The sequence below is a fragment of the Enterococcus sp. AZ101 genome (assembly GCF_050499005.1).
In the GTDB taxonomy this organism is placed as follows: domain Bacteria; phylum Bacillota; class Bacilli; order Lactobacillales; family Enterococcaceae; genus Enterococcus_L; species Enterococcus_L ureilyticus.
The window spans coordinates 114,071-137,313 of sequence record NZ_JBMHEZ010000001.1; the positions used below are offsets into that span (position 1 = coordinate 114,071).

The following is a 23,243-nucleotide window of genomic DNA, read 5'->3' on the forward strand; positions in this document are numbered from 1 at the left end:
AGGCAGTAAAATGGAGTTCAATATGGACATGTTTCACTTAAATGGCAAAGTAGCCTTAGTGACAGGAGCGGTACATGGAATTGGGTTTGAAATTGCTAAATCTTTAGCAGCGGCTGGTGCGACAATCGTATTTAATAATTTGTCGCAAGAATCTGTGGACAAAGGACTAGTCCTTTATCAAGCAGCTGGCATTGAAGCAAAAGGTTACGCATGCGATGTAACCGATGAAAAAGCAGTTACTACCACGATCAAACAAATCAAAGCAGACGTGGGCTCAATCGACATTTTAGTCAATAACGCGGGAATCATCAAACGAATCCCGATGATCGAAATGTCTGCTGCAGAATTTAGAGAAGTAGTCGATGTGGATCTAAACGCGCCATTTATTATGGCTAAAGCGGTGATTCCAGATATGATCGAAAAAGGTGGCGGCAAAATCATCAATATTTGTTCAATGATGAGTGAATTAGGTCGAGAAACAGTCAGTGCCTATGCTGCGGCTAAAGGTGGCTTAAAAATGCTGACAAAAAATATTGCTTCTGAATATGGGCAGTACAATATCCAATGTAACGGGATTGGTCCAGGTTATATTGCGACGCCACAAACAGCACCATTGAGAGAAGTGCAGGCAGACGGTGAGCGCCATCCTTTTGACCAATTCATCGTGGGTCGGACACCTGCTGCGCGTTGGGGTGAGCCAGTAGATTTAGCAGGTCCTGCCGTTTTTTTAGCTTCAAGTGCTTCTGACTTTGTCAATGGGCATATTTTATATGTGGATGGCGGCATTTTAGCGTATATTGGCAAACAACCATAAGTAAAGAACTTATAATAGTAACAAGAGACCCATAATCAGTGGAATTGTATTATGGGTTCATGATTATAGTTATAATGTAAACGCTTGCTTTTTGTTGCTGAATATTTTATCGTAAATTGCATAGTTGTTAGGTCAAAGAAGGAGGGTATCAAATGATACGTTTACACAAAAATATATTGTTCATGTTAGGCTGTTCCTTGTTGGTGGGGAGTTTCTCGTATGGAATGAATAGTAAGAGCTTTGCAGAAGAGGGAATAGAAAACAATCAAACGTCGAATAGTTTTTATGAGTCGGATTTTACTAAGCAAATAGGTGATTGGCAGGATGTTGTTGGAAAGTCTGATAAAGTGATTGGCAGCAATGGTTTGACTATTGGAAATACTAAACAGGGAACAAGTCTAGAATCGGTTTCCCTAAACAAAAATGCAGGAGCTAGAAGTGCGGGTGATTTAGAATATACTTTTTTATACGAAGGACAAACGAATTTTGGTTTGGTTTTCCGTGGTGATGTACAAGACTCAAAAAAATGGCAGTCTTTCGCTTATACCCGCGATGGCCAGTGGCAATTAGGGCAACCAGGAGGTAAATGGCTCACTAATATCACTGGAGCAACATTGATTTCAGGACAACGCTATAAATTGATGATTCGTTATGAAGGGAAAAGTATTAAAGCCTTTTTGAACGATCAAGTCTTGTATGAAAATAATGAAGTGATTTATCCCAATACCTCCGCTTCTATTGATGGCGATTGGAATGGCTACTCAGGAATTCGTTTGTTTGGAAACTTATCAAAATTGAATGTATTGTCAATGCGTAGTGGGGAGGTAGGAAGTATTCCTGTTGAAGAGGGAACAAATGAATATACTAGTTTAAAAGAAAAATGGAAAAGTCAATTGGTCTCTGAGCAATATGATGCAACAAACACGACCGTTGTTCAATATGTTCAAAAACTTTCTGAAGAAGCGGAGCAATTATATCAAGCGTTAAATAAAGAGCCAAATCGAACATTTCTGTGGCCTGTTGAACAAGGAAACACCCCTTCCGCAGATTTGACGACCCAATTTACTAAATTACAGAAATTAGCGTTAGCCTATGGTACCAAGGGGAGTGTTTATTACAAAGATCAGCAAATTGCCGCAACAATCGAAAGTGGTCTCGATTTTATGGTCACTAAAAAAGGTTATGATGGAAAAAAATATCATGGCAATTGGTGGGATTGGCAAATCGGTGTGCCGCAAAAATTTGTTGGGATTTTAATGATCCTTGGAGAGAACATCTCACAAGCGAAGCAACAGCAATATACAGCAGCAATGAGTGGCTATGTGCCAGATCCATTTAAGCAATTGTATACAAAAACCCAAGGGAATTTTGTCGATTTAGCATTTATCCCAAATTTTGTGACCTCGGGAGCTAACCGGACAGATCTTGCTCAAACCGTTTTAGCATTGGGGATTTTACAAGAAAACGAAGGGAAAATCAGCCAAGCATCCAGTGGTATCGTAGAGGTGTTCAAACTTGTGAATAAAGGCGATGGCTTTTATCAAGACGGCTCATTTATTCAGCATAATAATATTCCCTATACAGGTTCATACGGAAATGTATTGATGAAAGGTGTTGGACAGATTTTAGCGATCACTAAAGATTCTAAATTTGAAATGGCACCAGATATCGTGCAGTCATTCGTTGAAAATATTGACAGGGCCTTTATTCCTCTGATCTATCAAGGAGAAATGATGCCAGGCGTCAATGGTCGCTCAATTTCTAGAGCACCTGCTAAAACGAAAGCCGGCTATGGTTCCACTACACTTTATAATTTATTAATCGTATCCAAATTTGCTCCAGCGGACTATCAACAAAAATTCAAAGAAGCAGCTAAATATTGGATGAAAGAAAATCCTACGTATTACTTAACCAATGCGAGAGATTATAATGATTTGCAGATGACGATGTCATTATTAGATGATTCACTGATTACTGGGGCTGCATTGCCGTTTATTGGTACGAAAATGTATGCTTCTATGGATCGCTTTGTCCAAAGAACACCAAATTACCAGTTGGGATTGAGTCTGTATTCTAGTCGGATTTCATCCTTTGAAGCAGGGAATAAAGAAAATAAACGTGGTTGGCATACAGCAGATGGTATGATCTATTTATATAATGATGATCAGGTTCAGTTTAATTCAGCATACTGGCCAACTGTCGATCCGTATCGCTTACCAGGCACCACAGTTGACACTATTCCTTTAAAAGACGAAATCTCATCTTTTACTACTGTTACGTCAAAAGAAAATTGGGTTGGTGGGGTAGCGCTGGATGATCAAGCTGTTGTAGGGATGGCACTAAACAAAACCGGTACAAAAAATAATGGTACGGTATTGCCGATGAATGTTCAAGGGAAAAAATCATGGTTTGTAATAGATGGACAAATTGTGGCGCTTGGAGCGGGTATTACAGGGAATACCACAGCTTCAATCGAAACGATCGTAGATAATCGTTTGTTGAATGATGACTATACGTATCAAGTCTTATCAAACAACGGCCCGATACAAGAGACCAAAGAAAGTAGTGCTAAAGAATGGTTACTTTTAAAATCTGACCACCAAAAGGCGAATATCGGGTACTATTTCCCAGGGAATACTACAGTGGATGTGATCAGTGAAGTTCGTAAAGGCACCTATGCTGATATCAATGAAGCTTTTCCAAGTAATGATGTTTATATAGGAAACTATCGGAAGTTTCTTCTTAATCACGGGAAAAATCCTACGAACGAGCAATACGCATATGTAACACTACCGGGAATTGATGAAGCAGGAATGAAAACATATGCAGCAGAAAAGCCAGTAACGATTTTAGCCAATTCAGCAGATATCCAAGCGGTAGAATTAAAAAAAGCTCATTATTTAGGTATAAACATCTGGAAAGACACCGGCGGCAGCATTTCTGGCATCACTTCTAACAAAGCTGTGTCGTTAATGCGCAAAAATAATGATGGCAAGAAAACTTACGTATTATCAGACCCTACTCAGTCAAATACTGTGATGACGGTCAAATTACCAAAGGATTTCACTAAAATTTTGACGTTGAGTGAAGGAATCACATATGATGAAGCAACAGCAACTTTCACAATTCATTTTGAAAATTCAGGTGGAAGTAGTAAGCAAATTATTGTAGAGTAATAGAATATCAATTGCGTTCATCTTAGACTTCTTGTGTTCTAGAGAAGCCTAAGATGGATGTCTTTTTTTTGCGTAATAGGCACTCAAACGAATAAATGGAATCCCTCCTAGCGTGATTAGCCCGAGCATAAAAAATAATTGTTGATAACCATCAATAGAAAAATAGTGAATAAAGAGAGCGCCGACGACAGGTCCTAGTGAATTACCTAGTTTTGTCAATTCCGCTAATCCAAAATAAAATCCCTTGTTGTGGCTAGGGGCAAGGGAATCAATCAAAAAGTCAAAGCGTGCACCTAACAATAATTCTCCTAGACTATTGGTCAGCGCAATAAAAAATACGGCAATAGAATGAGAGGCCTGAGGTAATAACCACAAACTGAGACAAAAAAAACTATTGCTTGCCGTGATAATCGAATAGGAAGAAAAAGATTTCGTAACTCTTAAAACAGGGAATTGTAAAAGTAAGATCATCGCTGCATTCATAGTCAAAATCAAACTATACAATCTAACGCCATCATCAAAGAGTGCACTGCTCGCAAGAAACTGTGGAACGGTTGAATTGAACTGAGCGTACGCAAAATAGGAAAAAGTGATTCCTGCGAGTAGTAAAAGATAAGGAACAAACGTTGTTTTAGTCAGTTTCGATTCCTCGATTGATTCAGAGAAAACCTTTTTCGTATTGGCTGGAGATAGAGGCATCACGAACCTATTGGCAATGCCATAAAGAATATACAGAATCCCTAATAGTAAGTAAGAACGAAGGGAATGTTTGACATGAAACAACAAGCTTAGTAACGGACCTAAAAAACCACCAATGTTGATTGCGGCATATCTAAAATTATAAACGATGATTCGTTGCTCGGGTTTGGAATGAAATGACAATGCTTTTTTTGAAGTTGGTTCAAAAATAACATAGCACAATCCATTAAGAGCATTTAGCAATAGGAACAAATAAAAAGATTCAGCAAAGTAAAAACAGGAAAAAGTGACGCCCCACAAAATTGGAATATAAGTGAGGATCGTACGGCTATTGAATTTGTCAGATAAAAAACCACCCAAAGGACTACCTAAAACATTGATCAAAGGCCCAACACCTAGAATATAGCCAATTTGAAGTGCTGAAAAATGGCATTTATTGGAAAGATAGATTGCCAAAAAAGGAGTACTCATAAATAGGGCTGTCCGAGTAAACAATGTTCCTAGTAGCAATACTTTTACTTCTGTACTTATTTTTTTCATTATGATCCCCTCCTAAATCGTTCTCAAGTATGGTACCATGATGAAAAATAAACCAGTTTTTTGTTGCGTACACGCAACAATTTCGAGGAGGACCATGATGCATTTTGGACAAACAATCAAACAAATTCGCCTGTCAAGAAGTCTTAGCCAAGAAGAATTATGTCAGGGAATCATGAGTCGTTCTAATTTATCCAGATTTGAAAACCAGCGCTTTATTCCAAGTTTTGACAAGGTTTTAAAGTTATTGGAAAGATTGACCGTTACCTTAGATGAATTTATGTATATCAATAGAGATTTCTTGCCAAGCCGCTATGAGCACTATTACCTTAAACTGATTCAAGCAGAAAATTACAAAAATAAATCAATGTTATTAGAAGTAACAAAACAAATTAGTGAGAATAAACAGGAAAGCACTGAATTTTACGAATTATTTTTACTCTCTCAACTGGCTTTGCTTGAAAATGGTTTGACAGCAGGACTAACAGTAGAGGATGTTGCGTTATATATACGTCCAAGATTATTTGATTTAGAGAATTGGTTGTTCTTTGATTTTCGTTGCTTGAATAATTTTTTGAACATATTCGAAATAGAAGAAGCTGTGTTTCTTTATGATCGAGCAATCAAAGAATTTTCGAAGTATGACGGTTTTACGAAAGAAAATAATGTGAAAATCCACTTATCTTTAAACATGGGGCAACGGATGATGGATGCTAGACAGCCTGAAAAAGCTGTCAGTTACTTTGAAAAAGCCAAACAATATGCGAATCAAAAAAATAAACTCTATCAAGAAATATTGAGTGATCTATTTATTGAAAAGATTTTGCTTGAGAAAGATAGCATTTATCGAAATCGAACGTATACGGAACTGCTCGATTTAATGACTGAATTAGGCTATAAGTCGTGGGTTCAATCGCTGACTTCCTATACAAGTTAAAGTATGGCTATTTTTTTGTTGACATTTTTCCTTAATAGCAGTAAGATTTAAATGTAACTTAGAATGTTACTAAGAGTTGGAGTGATAGACATGGCCATGTCGACGAAATTAAGTGTTGCGATCCATATCCTCAGTTTAATCGAAATCGGACCACCCGATCGTGTTAATTCTGAATTGATCGCATCTAGTGTCAATACGAATCCAGTCGTTGTTAGACGATTGATGAGCAAGTTGAAAAAAGCTGGACTCATTCATACAAGTAGAGGGGCAACCCAGACCTATTTACTGAAAAAGCCAGAAGACATATCCCTATATGATATCTATGAAGCAGTTGAGTTAGAACATGAGCTATTCAATATCCATCAAAACCCTAATCCAAACTGTCTAGTAGGCGCAAATATTCAACTGGCTTTAGAAGAGCAATATACAAGAATACAGCATAGCATGGAAGCCGAATTAAAAGAGATTGCTTTATCTGAGGTGATTCATCAAATCAAGCTACAAGAGACCTAAACGTGTCTCTTCTCTTTTTAAATTTAAATGTAACAAAAAAAGTTTCATTAGAAGAAAGGAAGAATAAACATGAAAGTAGCAATTTTAGGAGCAAATGGTAAAGCAGGTTCAGCAATTTTGAAAGAGGCCAAAAAACGTGGTTTAGACGTAACAGCTATCGTTCGTGATGCAGCAAAAATCACTGATGGTACACCTGTTCTTGAAAAAGATGTGTATAGTTTAACGACAGAGGATATCTCAGACTTTGACGTTTTGGTCAGCGCCCTAGGATTTTGGGGAGATGTTAGTGAATTTACTGGCTCAACACAACGTTTGATCGATATCTTAACCAATCAAAAAACGCGATTATTAGTAGTAGGAGGCGCGGGAAGTCTATATGTTGATCCTGAGCATACTGTACGTTTGAGTGAAACACCAGATTTTCCAGATGGGTTTAAGCCGTTAGCTACGGCGATGGGGAAAGGGCTTGATCTATTAGAAGCAGCTAAAAATGTGAACTGGACATATCTTAGCCCAGCAGCAGAATTTGATGCAGAGGGCCCAGCAACCGGTCAGTATGTTGTAGCTGGTGAAGAATTAGCAACGGATAAAGATGGTAAGAGTTATATTTCTTATGCTGACTATGCCATTGCAATGGTCGACGAGATTGAAAAAAATGCTCATCCAAATCAACGCTTTAGTGTTCATCAATAAAAATGAGGAAGAGAAGTTAAGACAAAACGTTTGGTGTTTTGTCTTAACTTCTCTTATTCTATCTAACACTATTGATAGGCTCTTGTAAGAGGAATCCAAGGCAAAAAAGATTCCTTTATTTTATAATACTTTGGGTAAACTAGGAAGGAGCATGTCATAATGGAAAGTTTAACCACAAGTAAGTTCAAAGGATTCACAACATTTGATTTAAAAATAATAGGAATTGTTCTCATGTTTATCGATCATATTCATCAGATGTTTGTTCCAATGGGAGCACCTGATTGGTTGGATTGGTTCGGAAGACCTGTTGCAACACTTTTCTTTTTTGTTAGTGTGGTCGGATTTAGTCATACAAGAAGTAAAGAGAAATATATGTTGCGTTTGTATATAGGAATGCTCATCATGACGTTGGGAAGTTTTACTTTACAGCAAATTGTCGGTTATGAAGAAGTTCAGTTAATGAATAATATTTTTCGTGATCTTTTAGTCGGAACATTGATGATGTATGGCATCGATAAAATTTCGGAGGGGCGTTCAAGCAAAACGTTTAGCAAGATAGTATTGGGGATTGTGATCATATTGTTTCCAATCATTTCATCAGGCATTTTAATGTTACTTATGTCAAATCCAAGTGCGATCATGGTAGCAGTCTGGGGTGTGAATGTTATTCCAGCACTACTATTTACTGAAAATAGTTTCATGGTCTTGTTGATTCCGTTGTTGTATTTAGCTAAAAATCACCGTTGGTTACAATGTATGCTAATTGCCTTGACTGCAGTATTTTTCTTTTTTCAAGGCTCGACACAATGGATGATGATTTTTGCTGTACTGCCTATTATGTTGTTCAATGGAGAAAAAGGACGAGGCATGAAAAACTTTTTTTATGTATTCTATCCACTGCATATTTGGCTATTGTACTTAATTTCTGCATATGTATTTATGCATTGATCGTTGTAAATAAAAAAGGTTGGTGCAGAAGTTTTTCCGAAAGAATTACTTCTGCACCAACCGTTTATTCAAGTTCCTTTAAGGATGGGATGTGACTCTTAGAGTTACACCTGTCTTCTTTTTTATTGCTTAACCAAAACATTTTGAACACGGGGTTAAGCCTCTTGCCTGTGCTTGTTCTAAGGTTGCTTCAGTGTAAGTGCCATTACCGCATTTACGATTATGATATTTTGATCCAGTAGGTGTTACTAAAATGGTGTTTCCGACAGCTTGTGTATTTGGTACCTGTGATTCGGGAGTTTGTGCAGCGGCCGCTTGGGCTTGTTGTTCAGTAGCTTTTTGAGCTTCAGCAACTTTTTTGTCTTCTTCTTTTTGAGCAGTCAAAGTTTGTTTGACGTTATTTGCTCGGTTCGTTAAATCAGGATTGCCATTAGGTAATTCTTTGATTCTTGCAATTGCTTGATTGTAATGATCATCTGTCGGTTCCTGTTCGGCTTTTTCTACAGCTTCTCGGGCAGCAGCGATTTGTTTCTCCGCTTTTTCTTTTGCCGTGATTTTTTGTTGAACCGTTGTTAGACGCTGTACCAAAGAATCTTTATTTAAAGTAGCGTTAGCAACTAGAGCAGTAGCAGAGTCTAGCTGTTCTTTTGTTTGTTTTGTTTCGGCCAATTCAACCGCTTCATAGATTGGCACATTTTCTTTTACGATGGCTAAACGCTTAGTGAAATCGGTCTGTTCCTGCGTTAAAGAAGTAATACGAGTTGAAGCTTCGTCATAATTTTTTTGGGTCGGTTTACTTTCAGCTAAAACTAAAGCAGTTTCAGCTTTTTTTAGCGTTTCTTGCTCTTGTTTCTCTTCATTTAAAAAGGCAATAAAAGCTTTTGAAGGTTTGACCTCAATGGTTTCAGCTTGATCACTATCACCGATTGACGCGACGAAAGTTAACTTTTTTGGCTGATCATCCTTCAACGTTACTTTATAAGTAAATTCACCATTTTTAGTGTTGATTTTTTCGCCATCAACAGTGATTTCACTTTGGTCATTGGTTGATCCTACGATTGTTGCGAGTCCTTGATCATTTGTTTCAATCGATTTTTCAGCGAGTGCTATTTCGGGTACAGAAGAATCTAATCCGAATGCTCCCGCAGTCAAAAGAAAACAAACACCTGTTAAAATGAAAACTTTTTTATTCGGTTGTTTCCTAATAAGTGCTTTTACGGATAAAACGCCCCCGACGATTAACCCTACAAAACTTAAGACACCAATCATTGCTAACATCTTTCCATGTTCCTCCTTAATTTGAGAGCCCAATAGACTCATTTTTACCGATAAATTAGTTCATAAGATCAGGTATACGAATAGACAAATTGTATCATATTATTATATAAATGGTAATTATTTACCTGCTTCAATGAAAAAAGTAAGTCATTTAAGCGTTGTAAAAAAAAATCCTGTGATAAAATGAAAATAGGAATCGTTTACGTATCTTATTAGAGAAGAGGAGAAAAATGAAAGCAGAAATCATAGCTGTTGGTACAGAGTTACTATTAGGACAAGTCGTCAATACGAATGCAACATTTTTATCAGAAGAATTAGCAGATCTAGGAATCGAGGTGTATTATCATACGGTTGTAGGAGACAATCCTCAGCGTTTAGAAAGTATTTTAGAGGAAGCACAAGAGCGAAGTGATTTAATCGTTTTATGCGGTGGATTAGGACCCACAGACGATGATTTAACCAAAGATACTGTTGCAGCACACATACACCATACCTTGATCCAAGATGAACAAGCACTTGCTCGACTTCATGAGTTTTTTGCGTTTTCAAAAAATAAAATGACAGAAAATAATTTAAGACAAACGCTGATGATTGAGGGAGGGCTCGCAGTGCAAAATCCTACAGGCCTAGCAGTTGGAACCTTGATCACCGAACAGGGGACGACATATTTGCTATTGCCAGGACCTCCGAATGAGTTAAAGCCCATGTTTCAACAATATGCTCGTCCATTATTAGAAGAGCTTTTCCCACAAGAAGAACAACTGATATCCAGAGTGCTACGCTTTTATGGCATTGGTGAATCTCAGCTCGTTACCGAGCTAAAAGAGTTGATCGATACACAAACCAATCCAACGATCGCACCATATGCTAAACCCAATGAAGTAACCTTACGCTTAACGGCTAAGAGTGGGGATGAAAAAGTCGGTCAACAGCTATTAGATAGTCTGGAAGCTAGTGTTATGGCTCTAGTAGGCGAGTATTTCTACGGCTATGGAGACGAAAATAGTTTAGCCAAGGTCACAGTAAAAGAATTGAAGAAACACAAAAAAACGATAACAGCTGCTGAAAGTTTAACAGCAGGTCTCTTCCAAAGTACGCTAGGAGATGTTCCCGGTGTCTCAGACGTTTTTAAAGGGGGATTTGTTACGTATTCTGCTGAAACAAAAGCAGCTTTTCTAGGTATTGACCGCTCGCTGCTTGAAAAAGAAGGAACAGTCAGTGAAGCTTGCGCCATTGCCATGGCTGAACAGTCAAGGATAGCAGCAGACGCAGATTTTGGTGTTTCGTTTACAGGGGTAGCAGGTCCGGATGAATTAGAAAATCAGCCAGCTGGGACTGTTTGGATCGGTTTAGCTGAAAAAGGCAAACCAACGATTGCTTTTTTACAACATTTTAATCGTGATCGTCGCTCGATTCGTCAAAGTGCTGTAATGAAGGGTCTTTCTCTAATTTTACAAGCAGTAAATAAGAAAAAATAAAAAGGCGAATGTTTGTTCGTTTTTCTCTTGCTTTTTTTAAATAAACCAGTTATGATATATTTATTGAAAAGGAATTTAAATCGTTTATATATAAGGAGGATTATCGATTGGCAGATGATCGTAAAGTGGCCTTAGATGCCGCACTAAAAAAAATCGAAAAGAACTTTGGTAAAGGTTCAGTAATGAAATTAGGGGAGAAGATCGATCAACAGATCTCAACTATTCCTAGTGGCTCTCTAGCTTTAGATGTAGCCTTAGGTGTTGGCGGCTATCCCCGCGGACGTATCGTTGAAGTTTATGGACCAGAAAGTTCTGGTAAAACAACTGTAGCGTTACACGCAATCGCGTCTGTCCAACAACAAGGCGGAACAGCCGCATTTATCGATGCGGAGCATGCGTTGGATCCTCAATATGCTCAAGCATTAGGTGTAAATATCGATGAGCTACTTCTTTCACAACCTGATACTGGTGAACAAGGCTTAGAAATCGCAGATGCATTAGTTTCCAGTGGGGCAATCGATATCGTCGTAATTGACTCTGTAGCGGCTTTAGTTCCTCGTGCTGAGATCGATGGCGAGATGGGTGCTAGTCATGTGGGGTTACAAGCACGTTTGATGTCACAGGCTTTACGTAAGCTTTCAGGTTCTATCAATAAGACTAAGACAATTGCGATCTTTATTAACCAAATTCGTGAAAAAGTCGGCGTTATGTTTGGTAACCCAGAAACAACACCGGGTGGTCGCGCCTTGAAGTTCTACGCAACAGTTCGTCTAGAAGTCAGACGTGCAGAGCAATTGAAGCAAGGTACTGACATTATCGGTAACCGCACAAAAATCAAAGTCGTTAAAAATAAAGTAGCACCACCATTTAAAGTGGCTGAAGTTGATATCATGTACGGTCAAGGAATTTCTCAAGAAGGAGAATTACTTGATATGGCTGTCGAAAAAGACATTGTTGATAAGAGCGGAGCTTGGTATAGCTACAAAGAAGAAAGAATCGGTCAAGGTCGTGAAAATGTTAAAGTCTACATGACTGAGCATCCAGAAATGGTCGAAGAAGTTTCAAAACGTGTCCGTGATGCATTTGGCATCGGTGACGGAACGGGTATTGTTGAGGAAGAACAAGCACAAGAAGAGCTTCCTCTTGACGAAGAATAATCTAGATAATAAAACAAACCCACCAAAGCTAGTATAAGCATTTTGTGGGTTTGTTTTTTCGTGTAGCGGAAATTCTGTTCCACATCGAAGCTCTTTCAATAGGAAAGGGCTTTTTTAAGTTGACACACTGGGTGACAAACATTAGAATAAAGTTGTGTGCAAAACACGTATGCAAGTAGGCATATTGATAATTGATTATAGTTTATCAGAAAACTACATGAATATTGAAAAATTGAAGATAGTACGGAGGTGGAAACAATGGGTTTAGAAATTCTCCTCGCTATCATCGGTTTAGTTGTCGGTCTTGGTTTAGGGTTAGTCGTTGCAAAATCACGTCACGAAAAGGCTATAGATGGTGCAAAGTCTTCTGCGGAAGGTATTCTTGAAAGTGCCGCTAAAGAAGCAGAAACTCTGAAAAAAGAAGCTTTATTAGAAGCTATGGAAGAAAGCCAAAAGTATCGGTTAGAAATTGAAAGTGAGTTGAAAGAAAGCAAAGTAGAACTTAAATCTCAAGAAAATCGTTTATTACAAAGAGAACAAACATTAGATCGTAAAGATGACTCTCTTGAAAAACGTGAACACTCACTGGAAGAAAAAGAAGAGAAACTTGGTGCCAAACGGCAATTAATTGATGAGCGAGAAAAAGATGTAGAAGAACTAGTTGAAAAGCAACACCAAGAAATAGAACGCATTGCTTCACTATCAAAAGACGAAGCAAAAGATATCATCATGAAATCAACTGAAGAAGAATTAAGTCATGAATTAACGGTCATGGTCAAAGAATCTGAACAACGCGCTAAAGAAGAATCAGATCGGAAAGCCAAAAATTTACTTTCTCTAGCAATTCAACGTTGTGCAGCAGATTCAGTTTCCGAAACAACAGTCTCTGTGGTTAGTTTACCTAACGATGAGATGAAAGGAAGAATCATTGGTCGTGAAGGACGTAATATTCGTACATTAGAGACCTTAACAGGAATTGATTTAATCATTGATGATACGCCGGAAGCTGTGGTACTTTCTGGATTTGATCCGATTCGTAGAGAAATCGCTCGGATGACACTTGAGAAATTGATTCAAGATGGTCGAATCCATCCAGCCCGCATTGAAGAAATGGTTGAAAAATCTCGTAAAGAAATGGATGAGCGTATCCGTGAATACGGTGAACAAGCAGCCTTTGAGGTTGGTGCGCACACATTACATCCAGACTTGATCAAAATATTGGGACGTTTACGTTTCCGCACAAGTTATGGGCAAAATGTATTGAATCACTCAATCGAAGTAGCAAAATTAACAGGTGTCTTGGCTGCAGAAATCGGTGAAGACATTCAATTAGCTAAACGTGCCGGACTATTACATGATATTGGTAAAGCGCTAGATCATGAAATTGAAGGCTCTCACGTAGAGATTGGTGCAGAATTAGCTGCTAAATACAAAGAAAATTCAACAGTCATCAATGCGATTGCATCCCATCATGGCGATGTAGAAGCAACCTCTGTTATTTCTGTCTTAGTTGCTGCAGCAGATGCATTATCAGCTGCTAGACCAGGTGCTCGTAGCGAGTCAATGGAAAACTACATCCGACGCTTAGAAAACTTAGAAAATATTTCTAATGGATTTGAAGGTGTGGAATCTAGTTTTGCAGTACAAGCCGGACGCGAAGTCCGTGTAATGGTTAAACCAGACGAAATTACAGATTTAGAAGCTGTTCGTTTAGTTCGAGATATTCGTAAGAAAATCGAAGATGACTTAGATTATCCAGGTCACATCAAAGTGACGGTTATTCGAGAAACACGTGCAGTAGATTATGCAAAATAATTAAAATGAATAAAAAAGAAGCGAGCCCTTTAAGTGTTCGCTTCTTTTTTCTGTAACAGTTAAATTAGAAAAAATTCAGAATATTTTTACTAAACTGACTATAGTATTTTAATTGCGATAACCTTAAAATTTTGTTATATTCTTTATAGCTTTTATTAAAATTGGGGGTTTTTTAGATGAAATTGAAGAAAAGTGCCTTACTAGGACTAATTGCTGTTTCAAGCATTGCCCTAGCTGCATGTGGCGGAAACGCTAAAAGTGCAGATAGTGGATCAGGCAGCGAAGAAAAAGTATTTAGATTTATTGAAAGACAAGAAATGCCAAGTGCGGATCCTTCATTAGCAACAGATGAAGTGAGTTTTGTTGCACTGAATAATGTTTATGAAGGAATTTACCGTCTAGATAAAGAGAGTAAACCTCAACCAGCTGGAGCAGCTGAAATGGCCGAAGTTAGTGAAGATGGCTTAACATACAAAATTAAATTAAGAGAAGATGCAAAATGGACAGATGATAAACCTGTAACAGCAGCAGATTTCGTGTATGGCTGGCAAAGAACAGTTGATCCTGCTACTGGATCAGAGTATGCTTATATGTTTAATTCTGTAAAAAATGCTGAAAAAATCTCTAAAGGTGAAATGAAAAAAGAAGAACTAGGGATAAAAGCCGTGAGTGATTATGAATTAGAAATTACTCTAGAAAAAGCAACACCTTACTTTGATTACCTATTAGCTTTCCCTTCATTCTTACCACAAAGACAAGATATTGCTGAAAAATATGGCAAAGATTATACAACTGCCAGCGATAAATCTGTCTACAACGGTCCTTTTACATTAACTGACTTTGATGGACCAGGAACAGATACAAGCTGGTCTTATTCAAAAAATGACAAATATTGGGATAAAGATACGGTTAAATTAGACAAAGTGGCAATCGATGTTGTAAAAGAAGCGCCAACATCATTGAACTTATTCCAAGATGGTCAAGCAGATGAAGTGCCGCTATCTGGTGAATTAGCGCAACAAATGAAAAATGACCCAAACTATATTATTTTAAAAGGTGCGTCAACATTCTATCTTGAACCAAATCAAATCGAAGAAAATTCACCTTACCGCAATGTGAACTTGCGTAAAGCGTTATCTTATGCAATCGATCGTAAGGCTTTAGTTGACCAAATCTTAGCAAATGGTTCAACTGTTCCAATAGGCCTAGTTCCAGAAGGCTTAGCAGTTAATCCAGAAACAGATGAAGACTTTGCCAAAGAATCAGGAAACGAAGTCGTTTATGATGTGGATAAAGCAAAAGAATCATGGAAAAAAGCAAAAGACGAGCTAGGTATTTCAACATTATCTGTAGATTTATTGATTGATGATACCGATAATGCCAAGAAAATGGCTGAATATCTTCAAGGTTCACTGTCTGAAACATTGGATGGGTTAAAAGTATCGGTTAGTCCAGTACCGTTTTCAGTCCGTTTAGATCGTTCAAATAAAGGTGACTTCGAAATCGCTGTTAGCGCTTGGGGTGCAGATTATGCTGATCCAAGTAGTTTCCTAGATCTATTTGTAACAGGGAACTCATACAATAGAGGACATTATTCAAATCCTGAATACAATAAATTAGTAGAAGCTGCTGCAACAACCAATGCAAATGATCCAGAAGCACGTTGGAAAGACATGCTTGAGGCAGAAAAAATTATTATGGATGATATGGGCGTTATTCCGTTGTATCAAAAAGCGGAAGCACATCTTCGTTCTGAAAAAGTCAAAGATGTTGTTTACCACTCAACTGGTGCAAAATATGACTTTAAATGGACCTATATCGAAGATTAATTAATTAAAAATTAGAATGGTATTCTACTTAAAAGAGATGAGAGCAACTTATACAGTTGTCTACTCATCTCTTTTTTGTACTTTAGATTATTGGATAAGTCTTTATAATTGTAAGAGTTGTATTTTCGCCGATAAATAGTCACATGACAAATGTCATATACATCCATGACAAGATCCTCTAACGCGCGCCCTCATAATCAGATAAGATAAGGACATAAGCAAAGGGGAGAGAAAAAATGATCACAGTCACTAAACTCACAAAAATAATGAACAAAAAAACAATTTTAAACAAAGTTTCGCTAACCGTAAATAAAGGGGAAATTATTGCCTTAGTTGGTCCAAATGGTGCAGGGAAAACTACTTTGATCAATTGCTTAACAGGATTGATCCGTCCAACGGCTGGGGAAATAAGTCTCTTTGGTACAAATCCATTGAATAAAAAAAATAAAATGAAATTAGGCGTGATGCAGCAAGAAAGCACAACTTTAGAAAATGTCAAAGTCAAAGAATTACTGACTCTTTTCCGCAGTTTTTATCCAGATCCACTTTCTCTAGAAGCGTTGTTAGAGATAACGGGATTAAATGAACATCAAAATACGTATACAACGAAACTATCGGGTGGGCAAAAACGTCGGTTAACGTTTGGTTTATCAATTATCGGAAAGCCAGAACTGCTTTTTCTAGATGAACCGACAACAGGAATGGATGTGACTAGCCGTCAACTGTTCTGGGAAAAAATCAATCAGCTAAAAGAACAAGGAAAAACGATCATCCTAACCACGCATTACCTAGAAGAAATTGAAAAAGTAGCCACTCGAATTTTATTGATGAAACAAGGTGAAATCGTTCATGATGGTACTTTAGAAAGTATTCAGTCTGAAATGCTGCAAAATAAATTGAGTTTTCAGTTGTTAGACAAACATGCCGAAGTAAAACTAGCAGATTTACCTTATGTATCAATAGTCGAAAAAGTAGAAAACAACATAACGCTATACTCGTCAAACAGTGATGAAACCCTTATAGAGTTGTTCGCTACAGAAATTAAGTTTAAGAATTTATTGATTATTCCAGGGAATTTGGAGAGGGTCTTCAACACCTTAGTCGCGGGGGAAAACAAATGAACACATTGATTGTACTGACCAAAACAGATTTAAACCGCTCTTTATTTAGGAGTAAACCATTTATCTTCTTTTCATTAGGAATGCCAGTGGGCTTTTATCTGCTATTTACTAAAGTATTTAATATGGGCGTTCCAACAGAATATATGGCTGTTTTTTATAAAGAAAGTATGATTCAAATGGCAACCTATAGCGTAATGATCAGTTCATTATTTTCCTTTTCAATGACCTTGATCGAAGATCGGAAACAAGGTGTGAAGCAGTTTTTACGTCTTTCACCTATGCCGGAGAGTATTTATTATGCGAGTAAGGTCGTAACTCAGTTTTTGATCAACAGCTTATTATTGAGCGTTATTTTTCTAGTCGGGCATTTTGTGAATGGTGTTCAAATGCCTGTCATTGCGTGGCTCACTAGTGCTGTATGGATTTTATATGGTTGTTTGCCAATCGTCGCATTAGCTACGATCGTAAGTCTTGTGAAAGACCCCAATACGGCTAGTGTACTGAACAATATGATCTTGATGCCGCTTGCAATCGTGAGCGGATTATGGTGGCCAATCAATATGTTCCCAGAAGTGATCCAAAAAATTGCGGCAGGGTTACCGACTTTTTATGCAGCACAAGGAGCAAAGCAATTAGCAGAAGGGCAGTTACCTGATGGCAAAGGAATAGTGATCATCTTCATTTATTTTGTAGGAATTATGGTATTATCAATATATCTGAATGGTCGTAAAGAAGAAGTAAAACGTTAGGGGAAAGTTATGATTGGTAAGTTTAGGTTGTATCCGAAAGAAGATGGCTTTGTTTCATTTATATGGTTGATTTTTATTTTGATTCCGATTATCGCAATGTTTCCATACGATAATTTTGATAAGCAGTTAGCACTTTTTACTTTAGGGATTTTTGTTGTAACCTATCGAAATTGTTTATTTAACGGGAAATGGTTTCCAATTTGGATGGCTTTGATGTATGGGATATCATTGTTTTATACACTATACTTTGGGTATATCTACTTGTTTATTTATCCAGCGTGGATGATCGGGTTTATTCCGATGAAGAAAAATGTCTTTAAGTATTATTATATGGCGTTATTAGGTACGTTGACACCTGTGCTGTTTAATTTAAGTAATTTACCGGAATATATGGCTCAAGATTTAAAGATCACGATGTTTGTTTATGGCTTTTTCATCTGTGCAGCACCTTTTGCGGGTCGCTCAATCCGTAAACAAGCTGAATTACGTAAACAAATGTATCAGTCTACCCAACGGATGGAATATGTGATCAAACAAGAAGAACGTTATCGAATCGCTAGAGATTTACATGATACACTGGGACAATCCTTATCGATCATGACAATCAAAACAGAGTTAGCAGGGAAGTTGTTAGATAAAGATTTAGAGTTGGCAAAAAAGGAAATCGCAGAAGTCACCGAAACTTCAAGAGGAACCCTACAAACTGTGCGGGAAATCGTTTCAAGTATGCGTCATGTGTTGATTGCTGAAGAAATGATCACGATTGAAAAAAGCTTACGGGCTGCCAAAATCATCTTATCCACAGAGGGTGAAGAATTAACAAGCGAGATTGCTACAGATATTCAAAATACCCTAAGTTATTGTTTACGTGAAAGTGTTACGAATGTGATTCGGCATAGTAAAGCAAGCCATTGTAGGATTGTTATAGAAAAAAACGCAACTGATTATACTTTTATAATCGAAGATGATGGCAATGGAATGAAACATTCTATACAGGGCAATGGATTAACAGGGTTGCGTGAACGAATCGAAAGTATCTGTGGAAAACTCGAATTTACGCAAAAAAATGGGACGAAGGTTCAATTTACAGTTCCTGTGGATAAAAAAGAGGAGACAATCAATGATTAAATTAATTATCGCAGAAGACCAAGGCTTACTCTCGTCTGCTTTGGCGACGATTTTAGGTTTGGAAGATGATTTGGACGTTGTAGGAATTGCTAAAAATGGTGTGGAGGCACTAGAATTGATTGAAAAGCATCAGCCAGACATTTGTTTGACAGATATTGAAATGCCGTTGAAAACAGGATTGGATATAGCAGAAGAATTACAGTATCAGAAGCAAAAAGTGATCATTTTGACCACGTTTGCTAGAGAAGGCTATTTTGAGCGTGCGGTTAAAGCAGAGGTATCAGGATATCTGCTAAAGGACACCCCGACAGATGAACTGATTGGAAATATTCGAGCCGTGATGCAAGGGAAAAAATTTTATTCGCCTGAACTTGTAACAGGCTTGTTTTCCCAACAAGAAAATCCTTTGACAGAACGAGAACAAGAAGTTTTACTGGCAGTTGGAGAAGGATTGTCTTCTAAAGAAATTGCAGAGAAATTATTTTTGACTGCCGGAACGGTAAGGAATTATATGTCTGAGATTTTGAGTAAATTAGATGCAAAAAATCGAATCGAAGCGGTAAGTATTGCAAAGGAAAAAGGCTGGATTTAACTTGTAGTGATAAAGAAAGCACATAGATGGAAGAGTATTTCTAATGATTGTTTGTAACACTTCGATCATCAGATTTTCACTGGATGACCGAAGTCTAAACTTACTTCTCCTTCTCAAAATTGAAATGAATCCACCAAACAACTCACAAATTCCTCATAAGAATCGGCTTTTAATAGCGAATCAATCGTTTCAGGATTATCCAACGATTCAATAATCAAATTGAAAATCTTTCGAAACTCCTTACGCTCGGACGTATTCATGGCGATCATTACGATGATTTGGACATATTCTTCGTCCCAAAGCATGGGTTCTTCATTGATCACAAAATAAAGCGACGTTTTTAAGGCATTCATCTCCATCGAATGAGGCATAGCCAAACCATTGCCAAAACTTGTGGAGGACATGTCTTCACGTCGAAGGATTTCCTCCTCAAAAGTCTGATTTACCCGCTTTAAATCAACCAAGTGATTCGTCATGTGATGGATTAGTTGATATTTGCTTTCATAGTGCCGATTTTTTTCAAATAACTCTTTAGAAAAATACTGTTCAATCACTTTTTTCATTTTTAGTTGTTGTTTCCCAAAATTGATTTTTTTGATGGACTTAGTAAGAATGTTTTTGTCTCGTTCATTGAAAAAAGGTGTTATCTTTACATAATCAACCGTATCAGGCAACGGAATACTTGAAATGATCAACTCCTGATTTAAATTAGAGATAGGCGCATCCACTTCTGTAATGATTTTCTTCAAAGTCAAAGTATCATCAAAGGACGCTAAAATCTTTTCGGAAAGGTCAACGTGCATATCGTAATAACTAGGACAAATCAAGGTAGCAAAGATTTTGCTTTGATTGATTTTTGCATGCTCAAAATAAGCCCCAATATGAAAAGCTAAATAAGTAATTTCATCTTCAGCAATTTTAGACCCTAAGTATTCTTCTAATTCATTTGAAACAAAAACGGCTAAGTCATAGACTAAAGGATAGTTTTCTTTAATTTCTTTCGTCATCGGATTTAAAGCTACCTGTTTTTCACGATTACGGCTTAATAAATTTTGCAGATGCAAAGAAAATTTGATAAAAAAGTCCTCGTCATCCAATGACAGTAAAAAAGCGTCATTGATCTTCTGCAAAATTTGATGGGCTAATTGAATACTTTCATCAGCAATATAGTCTTTTAAATCTTCTTTGATTTCAGCGTAATTCAGTAACGTCGTTTTACTTTTTAAAAGGATCGTCATATAAGAAATTTCAGTTTCTTTCAACTGGATATCATAAGTATGTTGGATGTAAGTGGCGATGGCGATAGCTGAGCGATGCTCTGCAGCAAGGCGTTCATCGATTTCAGAGACAACGGTATGGATAGTTTGATTGTTGTCATAGATTCGTTCCATTGCGACTACTATGTGCAAGATAATGCTGTTTAGCGTGTATCCATTGATATATAAGTTATTTTCATTAAGAATTCGCGTGATCATCGTTTTCAAGGCATCTAGATCATATCCATAAAAGGATGCTTGAATGGTTGCTAGGTGCAGAAATTCAGCGCTCGTTTCATGATAAAATTGTTCTCTGATCCAGACTCGTTTTTGTTCTTCTAGCCCAGTTAATTGAACCGTGTTTTCATGGTTAACAATTTTTAAGTGAAATTTGCTCAGTTCATTGTTGGCTTTACTGATCGTCCGTTCTAAAGTGGACAAGCTGACAAAAAGTTCTTCGGCTAGATCGTATTTATTGATCGGTGTTAATAAATAAATCAATTTTTCAGTTAGAATTTTTTCCCTGCTTGTTTCTCTTGTAGAAATGGTTTGAGTTTCAGTCTTAGCAATATAATACCCTTTTGATGTTGCGTGGATCAGCTTTTCAGTAACGTGTTCATTGATTTTTTTGATATAGTTTTTGATTGTTCTAGTAGAAACAGCAAAGATTTGAGCTAATTGGCTAGAGGAAGTGAGACCGTTTATTTGAAGATACTTTATTAATTGTTCTTCGGATAATTTTTTCATTTCATGCCCCTCCACTGTCTATTTCAAGATACATATATCTTGTTAATGATTGGCTTCATTATATAGTTTTAGACTAAAAGCCACAAATCAACCTTTTTCACCGTAAGCGTTTACCAGTGAAAAAAGTTGGCTTGTGTTCCTGTGACAAAATCGCGATAATTTGGGTGTGAAGTACAGAAGGAGGAAAATAGGATGACAAAGAAAAATATTTTATTAGTCTGTGGTGGCGGAGCATCTAGTGGCTTTTTAGCGCAAAGTATGAAAAAAAGTGCGAAGACACAGGGACTGCTGGTTACAGTAGAGGCCGTGGGCGATTCTGAAATCGAAGATTATATCGACGAAAAAGATGTAGTATTGTTTGGACCGCATTTGCGTTATATGGAATCGGAGTTAAAAGAAACGATGAGTGAATTTGATTCAATTCCGTATGATTTTATTCCAGATGCTTATTATGGGGCGCTAGATGGCGAAGGAACACTGAATTTCGCCTTATCTTTGATAGCGAAATAGACTAAACTATTAGGTGGGAGAAAAATGAAAAAGATTATTGATTGGATGACGAATGTCTTTGCACCGAAAGCGAATAAGATTACGAAAAATCCTTGGATTGGTGCAATTCAAGAAGCAATGACAACGGTGATGCCGATGATTTTAGTCGGCTCATTAGTAACAATTTTTGCCATTTTTGAAGAATATATTCCAGGTTTTCCAGATATTTGGCCAATTAGCAGTTTTAGTTTCGGCTTAGCTTCTATATTTGTTGCTTTTTTTATTCCCTATCTACTTTTGGAGAAAAAAAAGAAACATAAGTTAAAGAAACAAGCCGGAATGATTGGGATCGCGTTTTTCTTAATGCTGGTGTTTCCAACATTTAACGATGAGGGTGAGATTATCATTGAATTTGCTAAATTAGGTTCTGGGGGGATGTTTGCAGCAATTGTTGGGGGATTGTTTGTAGCATTTGTGATGGATAAGTTTTCTAAATTTAGTTTATTTAAAGAAGATACTATCATGCCGCCATTTTTGGTTGAAGGATTTGATAGTATTGCGCCAACATTTTTGATTTTGGGAATCGGTTGGGTGGCAATGTTCATTTTTAATATCAATCTATATGAAGGGATTTATTGGGTTTTATCACCGCTAGTCAATATGTCTCAAAGCTTCTGGGGATTTGTGTTGATCATGTTTATTCAAGCCTTTCTGTATTCATTTGGTATTAGCAGTTGGGTCTTGGAGCCTTTGTATGTACCGATCGGACTACAAGCAGTTGGGCAAAATGCAGCGGATCTAGCACGAGGAATTGATCCATCATTGATTTTAACGAATGAAACGTTACAAGGCTGGGTTTGGATCGGTGGGGCAGGTTCTACCTTGATGCTCTCGGTATTCATGCTATTTACAAAATCAAAGCGATTACGGGCAATTGGAAGATCATCGATTATTCCGTCACTATGTAATATTAACGAGCCGTTAGTCTACGGTGCACCAATCGTTTTTAATCCTATGCTGATGGTTCCAATGTGGATTTCAGGAATTGTCGTGCCGGCAATCACGTACCTGTCTTTCCAAGTTGGTTGGGTCAGTATTCCGACAAAACCATTTGCCTTATGGTATTTACCAGTAGGGATTCAAACTTGGTTGATCAATGGAGATCTGAACGGATTAATTTTGTTAACGGTTTCTTTGGCTGCAACAGGAGTTATTTACTATCCATTTTTGAAAGTATATGACAATCAAATTTATAAAGAAGAATTGCTGAAAGTGGAGGAATCTTAG

Annotated in this window: 19 protein-coding genes; 16 read left to right on the forward strand and 3 right to left on the reverse strand. The window is 37.4% G+C overall.

The window, feature by feature from the left end; genetic code table 11:
* Positions 1–10: 10 nt before the first annotated feature.
* Positions 11–814 (forward strand): gluconate 5-dehydrogenase, encoded by an 804-nt coding sequence (locus tag IGJ50_RS00560; RefSeq protein WP_207120459.1) that lies wholly within the window; start codon positions 11–13, stop codon positions 812–814.
* A 152-nt stretch (positions 815–966) separates the two neighbouring features.
* Entirely contained in the window at positions 967–3,990 is a 3,024-nt protein-coding gene (locus tag IGJ50_RS00565; protein ID WP_429948335.1) for a polysaccharide lyase 8 family protein, read from the forward strand.
* A gap of 48 nt (positions 3,991–4,038) precedes the next feature.
* Here the strand turns inward: IGJ50_RS00565 and IGJ50_RS00570 are convergent, their stop codons facing one another.
* A complete protein-coding gene (locus IGJ50_RS00570; RefSeq protein WP_429948337.1) occupies positions 4,039–5,229 on the reverse strand; it encodes an MFS transporter in 1,191 nt (396 codons plus the stop codon).
* Between the two features lie 97 nt (positions 5,230–5,326).
* Between IGJ50_RS00570 and IGJ50_RS00575 the strand changes: the two genes are divergently transcribed.
* The 4 genes from IGJ50_RS00575 (at position 5,327) to IGJ50_RS00590 (ending at position 8,317) form a co-directional block, all read left to right on the forward strand.
* The gene (locus IGJ50_RS00575) at positions 5,327–6,163 is read left to right on the forward strand and encodes a helix-turn-helix domain-containing protein (RefSeq protein WP_429948339.1); all 837 of its coding nucleotides are present in this window, start codon (positions 5,327–5,329) and stop codon (positions 6,161–6,163) included.
* 90 nt (positions 6,164–6,253) lie between these two features.
* Entirely contained in the window at positions 6,254–6,676 is a 423-nt protein-coding gene (locus IGJ50_RS00580) for an Rrf2 family transcriptional regulator (protein ID WP_207120458.1), read from the forward strand.
* Between the two features lie 69 nt (positions 6,677–6,745).
* Positions 6,746–7,369, forward strand: a complete 624-nt coding sequence (locus tag IGJ50_RS00585; protein ID WP_207120457.1) for an NAD(P)-dependent oxidoreductase — start codon at positions 6,746–6,748, stop codon at positions 7,367–7,369.
* Between the two features lie 159 nt (positions 7,370–7,528).
* Positions 7,529–8,317: a TraX family protein gene (locus tag IGJ50_RS00590; protein ID WP_429948341.1), complete on the forward strand. Its 789-nt coding sequence runs from the start codon at positions 7,529–7,531 to the stop codon at positions 8,315–8,317.
* Positions 8,318–8,446: 129 nt separating this feature from the next.
* Here the strand turns inward: IGJ50_RS00590 and IGJ50_RS00595 are convergent, their stop codons facing one another.
* Positions 8,447–9,595 (reverse strand): PspA/IM30 family protein, encoded by a 1,149-nt coding sequence (locus tag IGJ50_RS00595; RefSeq protein ID WP_429948343.1) that lies wholly within the window; start codon positions 9,593–9,595, stop codon positions 8,447–8,449.
* Between the two features lie 230 nt (positions 9,596–9,825).
* On the opposite strand from IGJ50_RS00595, the gene IGJ50_RS00600 reads away from it, so the two are divergent.
* The 8 genes from IGJ50_RS00600 (at position 9,826) to IGJ50_RS00635 (ending at position 19,464) form a co-directional block, all read left to right on the forward strand.
* The gene (locus IGJ50_RS00600; protein WP_069640378.1) at positions 9,826–11,073 is read left to right on the forward strand and encodes a competence/damage-inducible protein A; all 1,248 of its coding nucleotides are present in this window, start codon (positions 9,826–9,828) and stop codon (positions 11,071–11,073) included.
* 107 nt (positions 11,074–11,180) lie between these two features.
* A complete protein-coding gene (gene recA / locus IGJ50_RS00605) occupies positions 11,181–12,230 on the forward strand; it encodes a recombinase RecA (protein ID WP_069640377.1) in 1,050 nt (349 codons plus the stop codon).
* A gap of 258 nt (positions 12,231–12,488) precedes the next feature.
* Positions 12,489–14,045, forward strand: coding sequence for a ribonuclease Y (rny, locus tag IGJ50_RS00610; protein WP_069640376.1), 1,557 nt, complete (start codon positions 12,489–12,491; stop codon positions 14,043–14,045).
* 176 nt (positions 14,046–14,221) lie between these two features.
* Entirely contained in the window at positions 14,222–15,874 is a 1,653-nt protein-coding gene (locus tag IGJ50_RS00615; RefSeq protein ID WP_429948345.1) for an ABC transporter substrate-binding protein, read from the forward strand.
* A 236-nt stretch (positions 15,875–16,110) separates the two neighbouring features.
* Positions 16,111–16,995, forward strand: a complete 885-nt coding sequence (locus IGJ50_RS00620) for an ABC transporter ATP-binding protein (RefSeq protein WP_429948346.1) — start codon at positions 16,111–16,113, stop codon at positions 16,993–16,995.
* Positions 16,992–17,744, forward strand: coding sequence for an ABC transporter permease (locus IGJ50_RS00625; protein WP_207120451.1), 753 nt, complete (start codon positions 16,992–16,994; stop codon positions 17,742–17,744). Before IGJ50_RS00620 ends, IGJ50_RS00625 begins: the two co-directional genes overlap by 4 nt.
* A 9-nt stretch (positions 17,745–17,753) precedes the next feature.
* Positions 17,754–18,872, forward strand: coding sequence for a sensor histidine kinase (locus IGJ50_RS00630; RefSeq protein ID WP_429948348.1), 1,119 nt, complete (start codon positions 17,754–17,756; stop codon positions 18,870–18,872).
* Entirely contained in the window at positions 18,865–19,464 is a 600-nt protein-coding gene (locus IGJ50_RS00635; protein WP_069640372.1) for a response regulator transcription factor, read from the forward strand. Before IGJ50_RS00630 ends, IGJ50_RS00635 begins: the two co-directional genes overlap by 8 nt.
* 113 nt (positions 19,465–19,577) lie before the next feature.
* Here the strand turns inward: IGJ50_RS00635 and IGJ50_RS00640 are convergent, their stop codons facing one another.
* Entirely contained in the window at positions 19,578–21,467 is a 1,890-nt protein-coding gene (locus tag IGJ50_RS00640; RefSeq protein WP_069640371.1) for a BglG family transcription antiterminator, read from the reverse strand.
* 192 nt (positions 21,468–21,659) lie between these two features.
* On the opposite strand from IGJ50_RS00640, the gene IGJ50_RS00645 reads away from it, so the two are divergent.
* A complete protein-coding gene (locus IGJ50_RS00645; RefSeq protein ID WP_069640370.1) occupies positions 21,660–21,977 on the forward strand; it encodes a PTS sugar transporter subunit IIB in 318 nt (105 codons plus the stop codon).
* A 24-nt stretch (positions 21,978–22,001) separates the two neighbouring features.
* Complete coding sequence (locus IGJ50_RS00650) at positions 22,002–23,243, forward strand: PTS sugar transporter subunit IIC (protein WP_207120449.1); 1,242 nt, start codon at positions 22,002–22,004, stop codon at positions 23,241–23,243.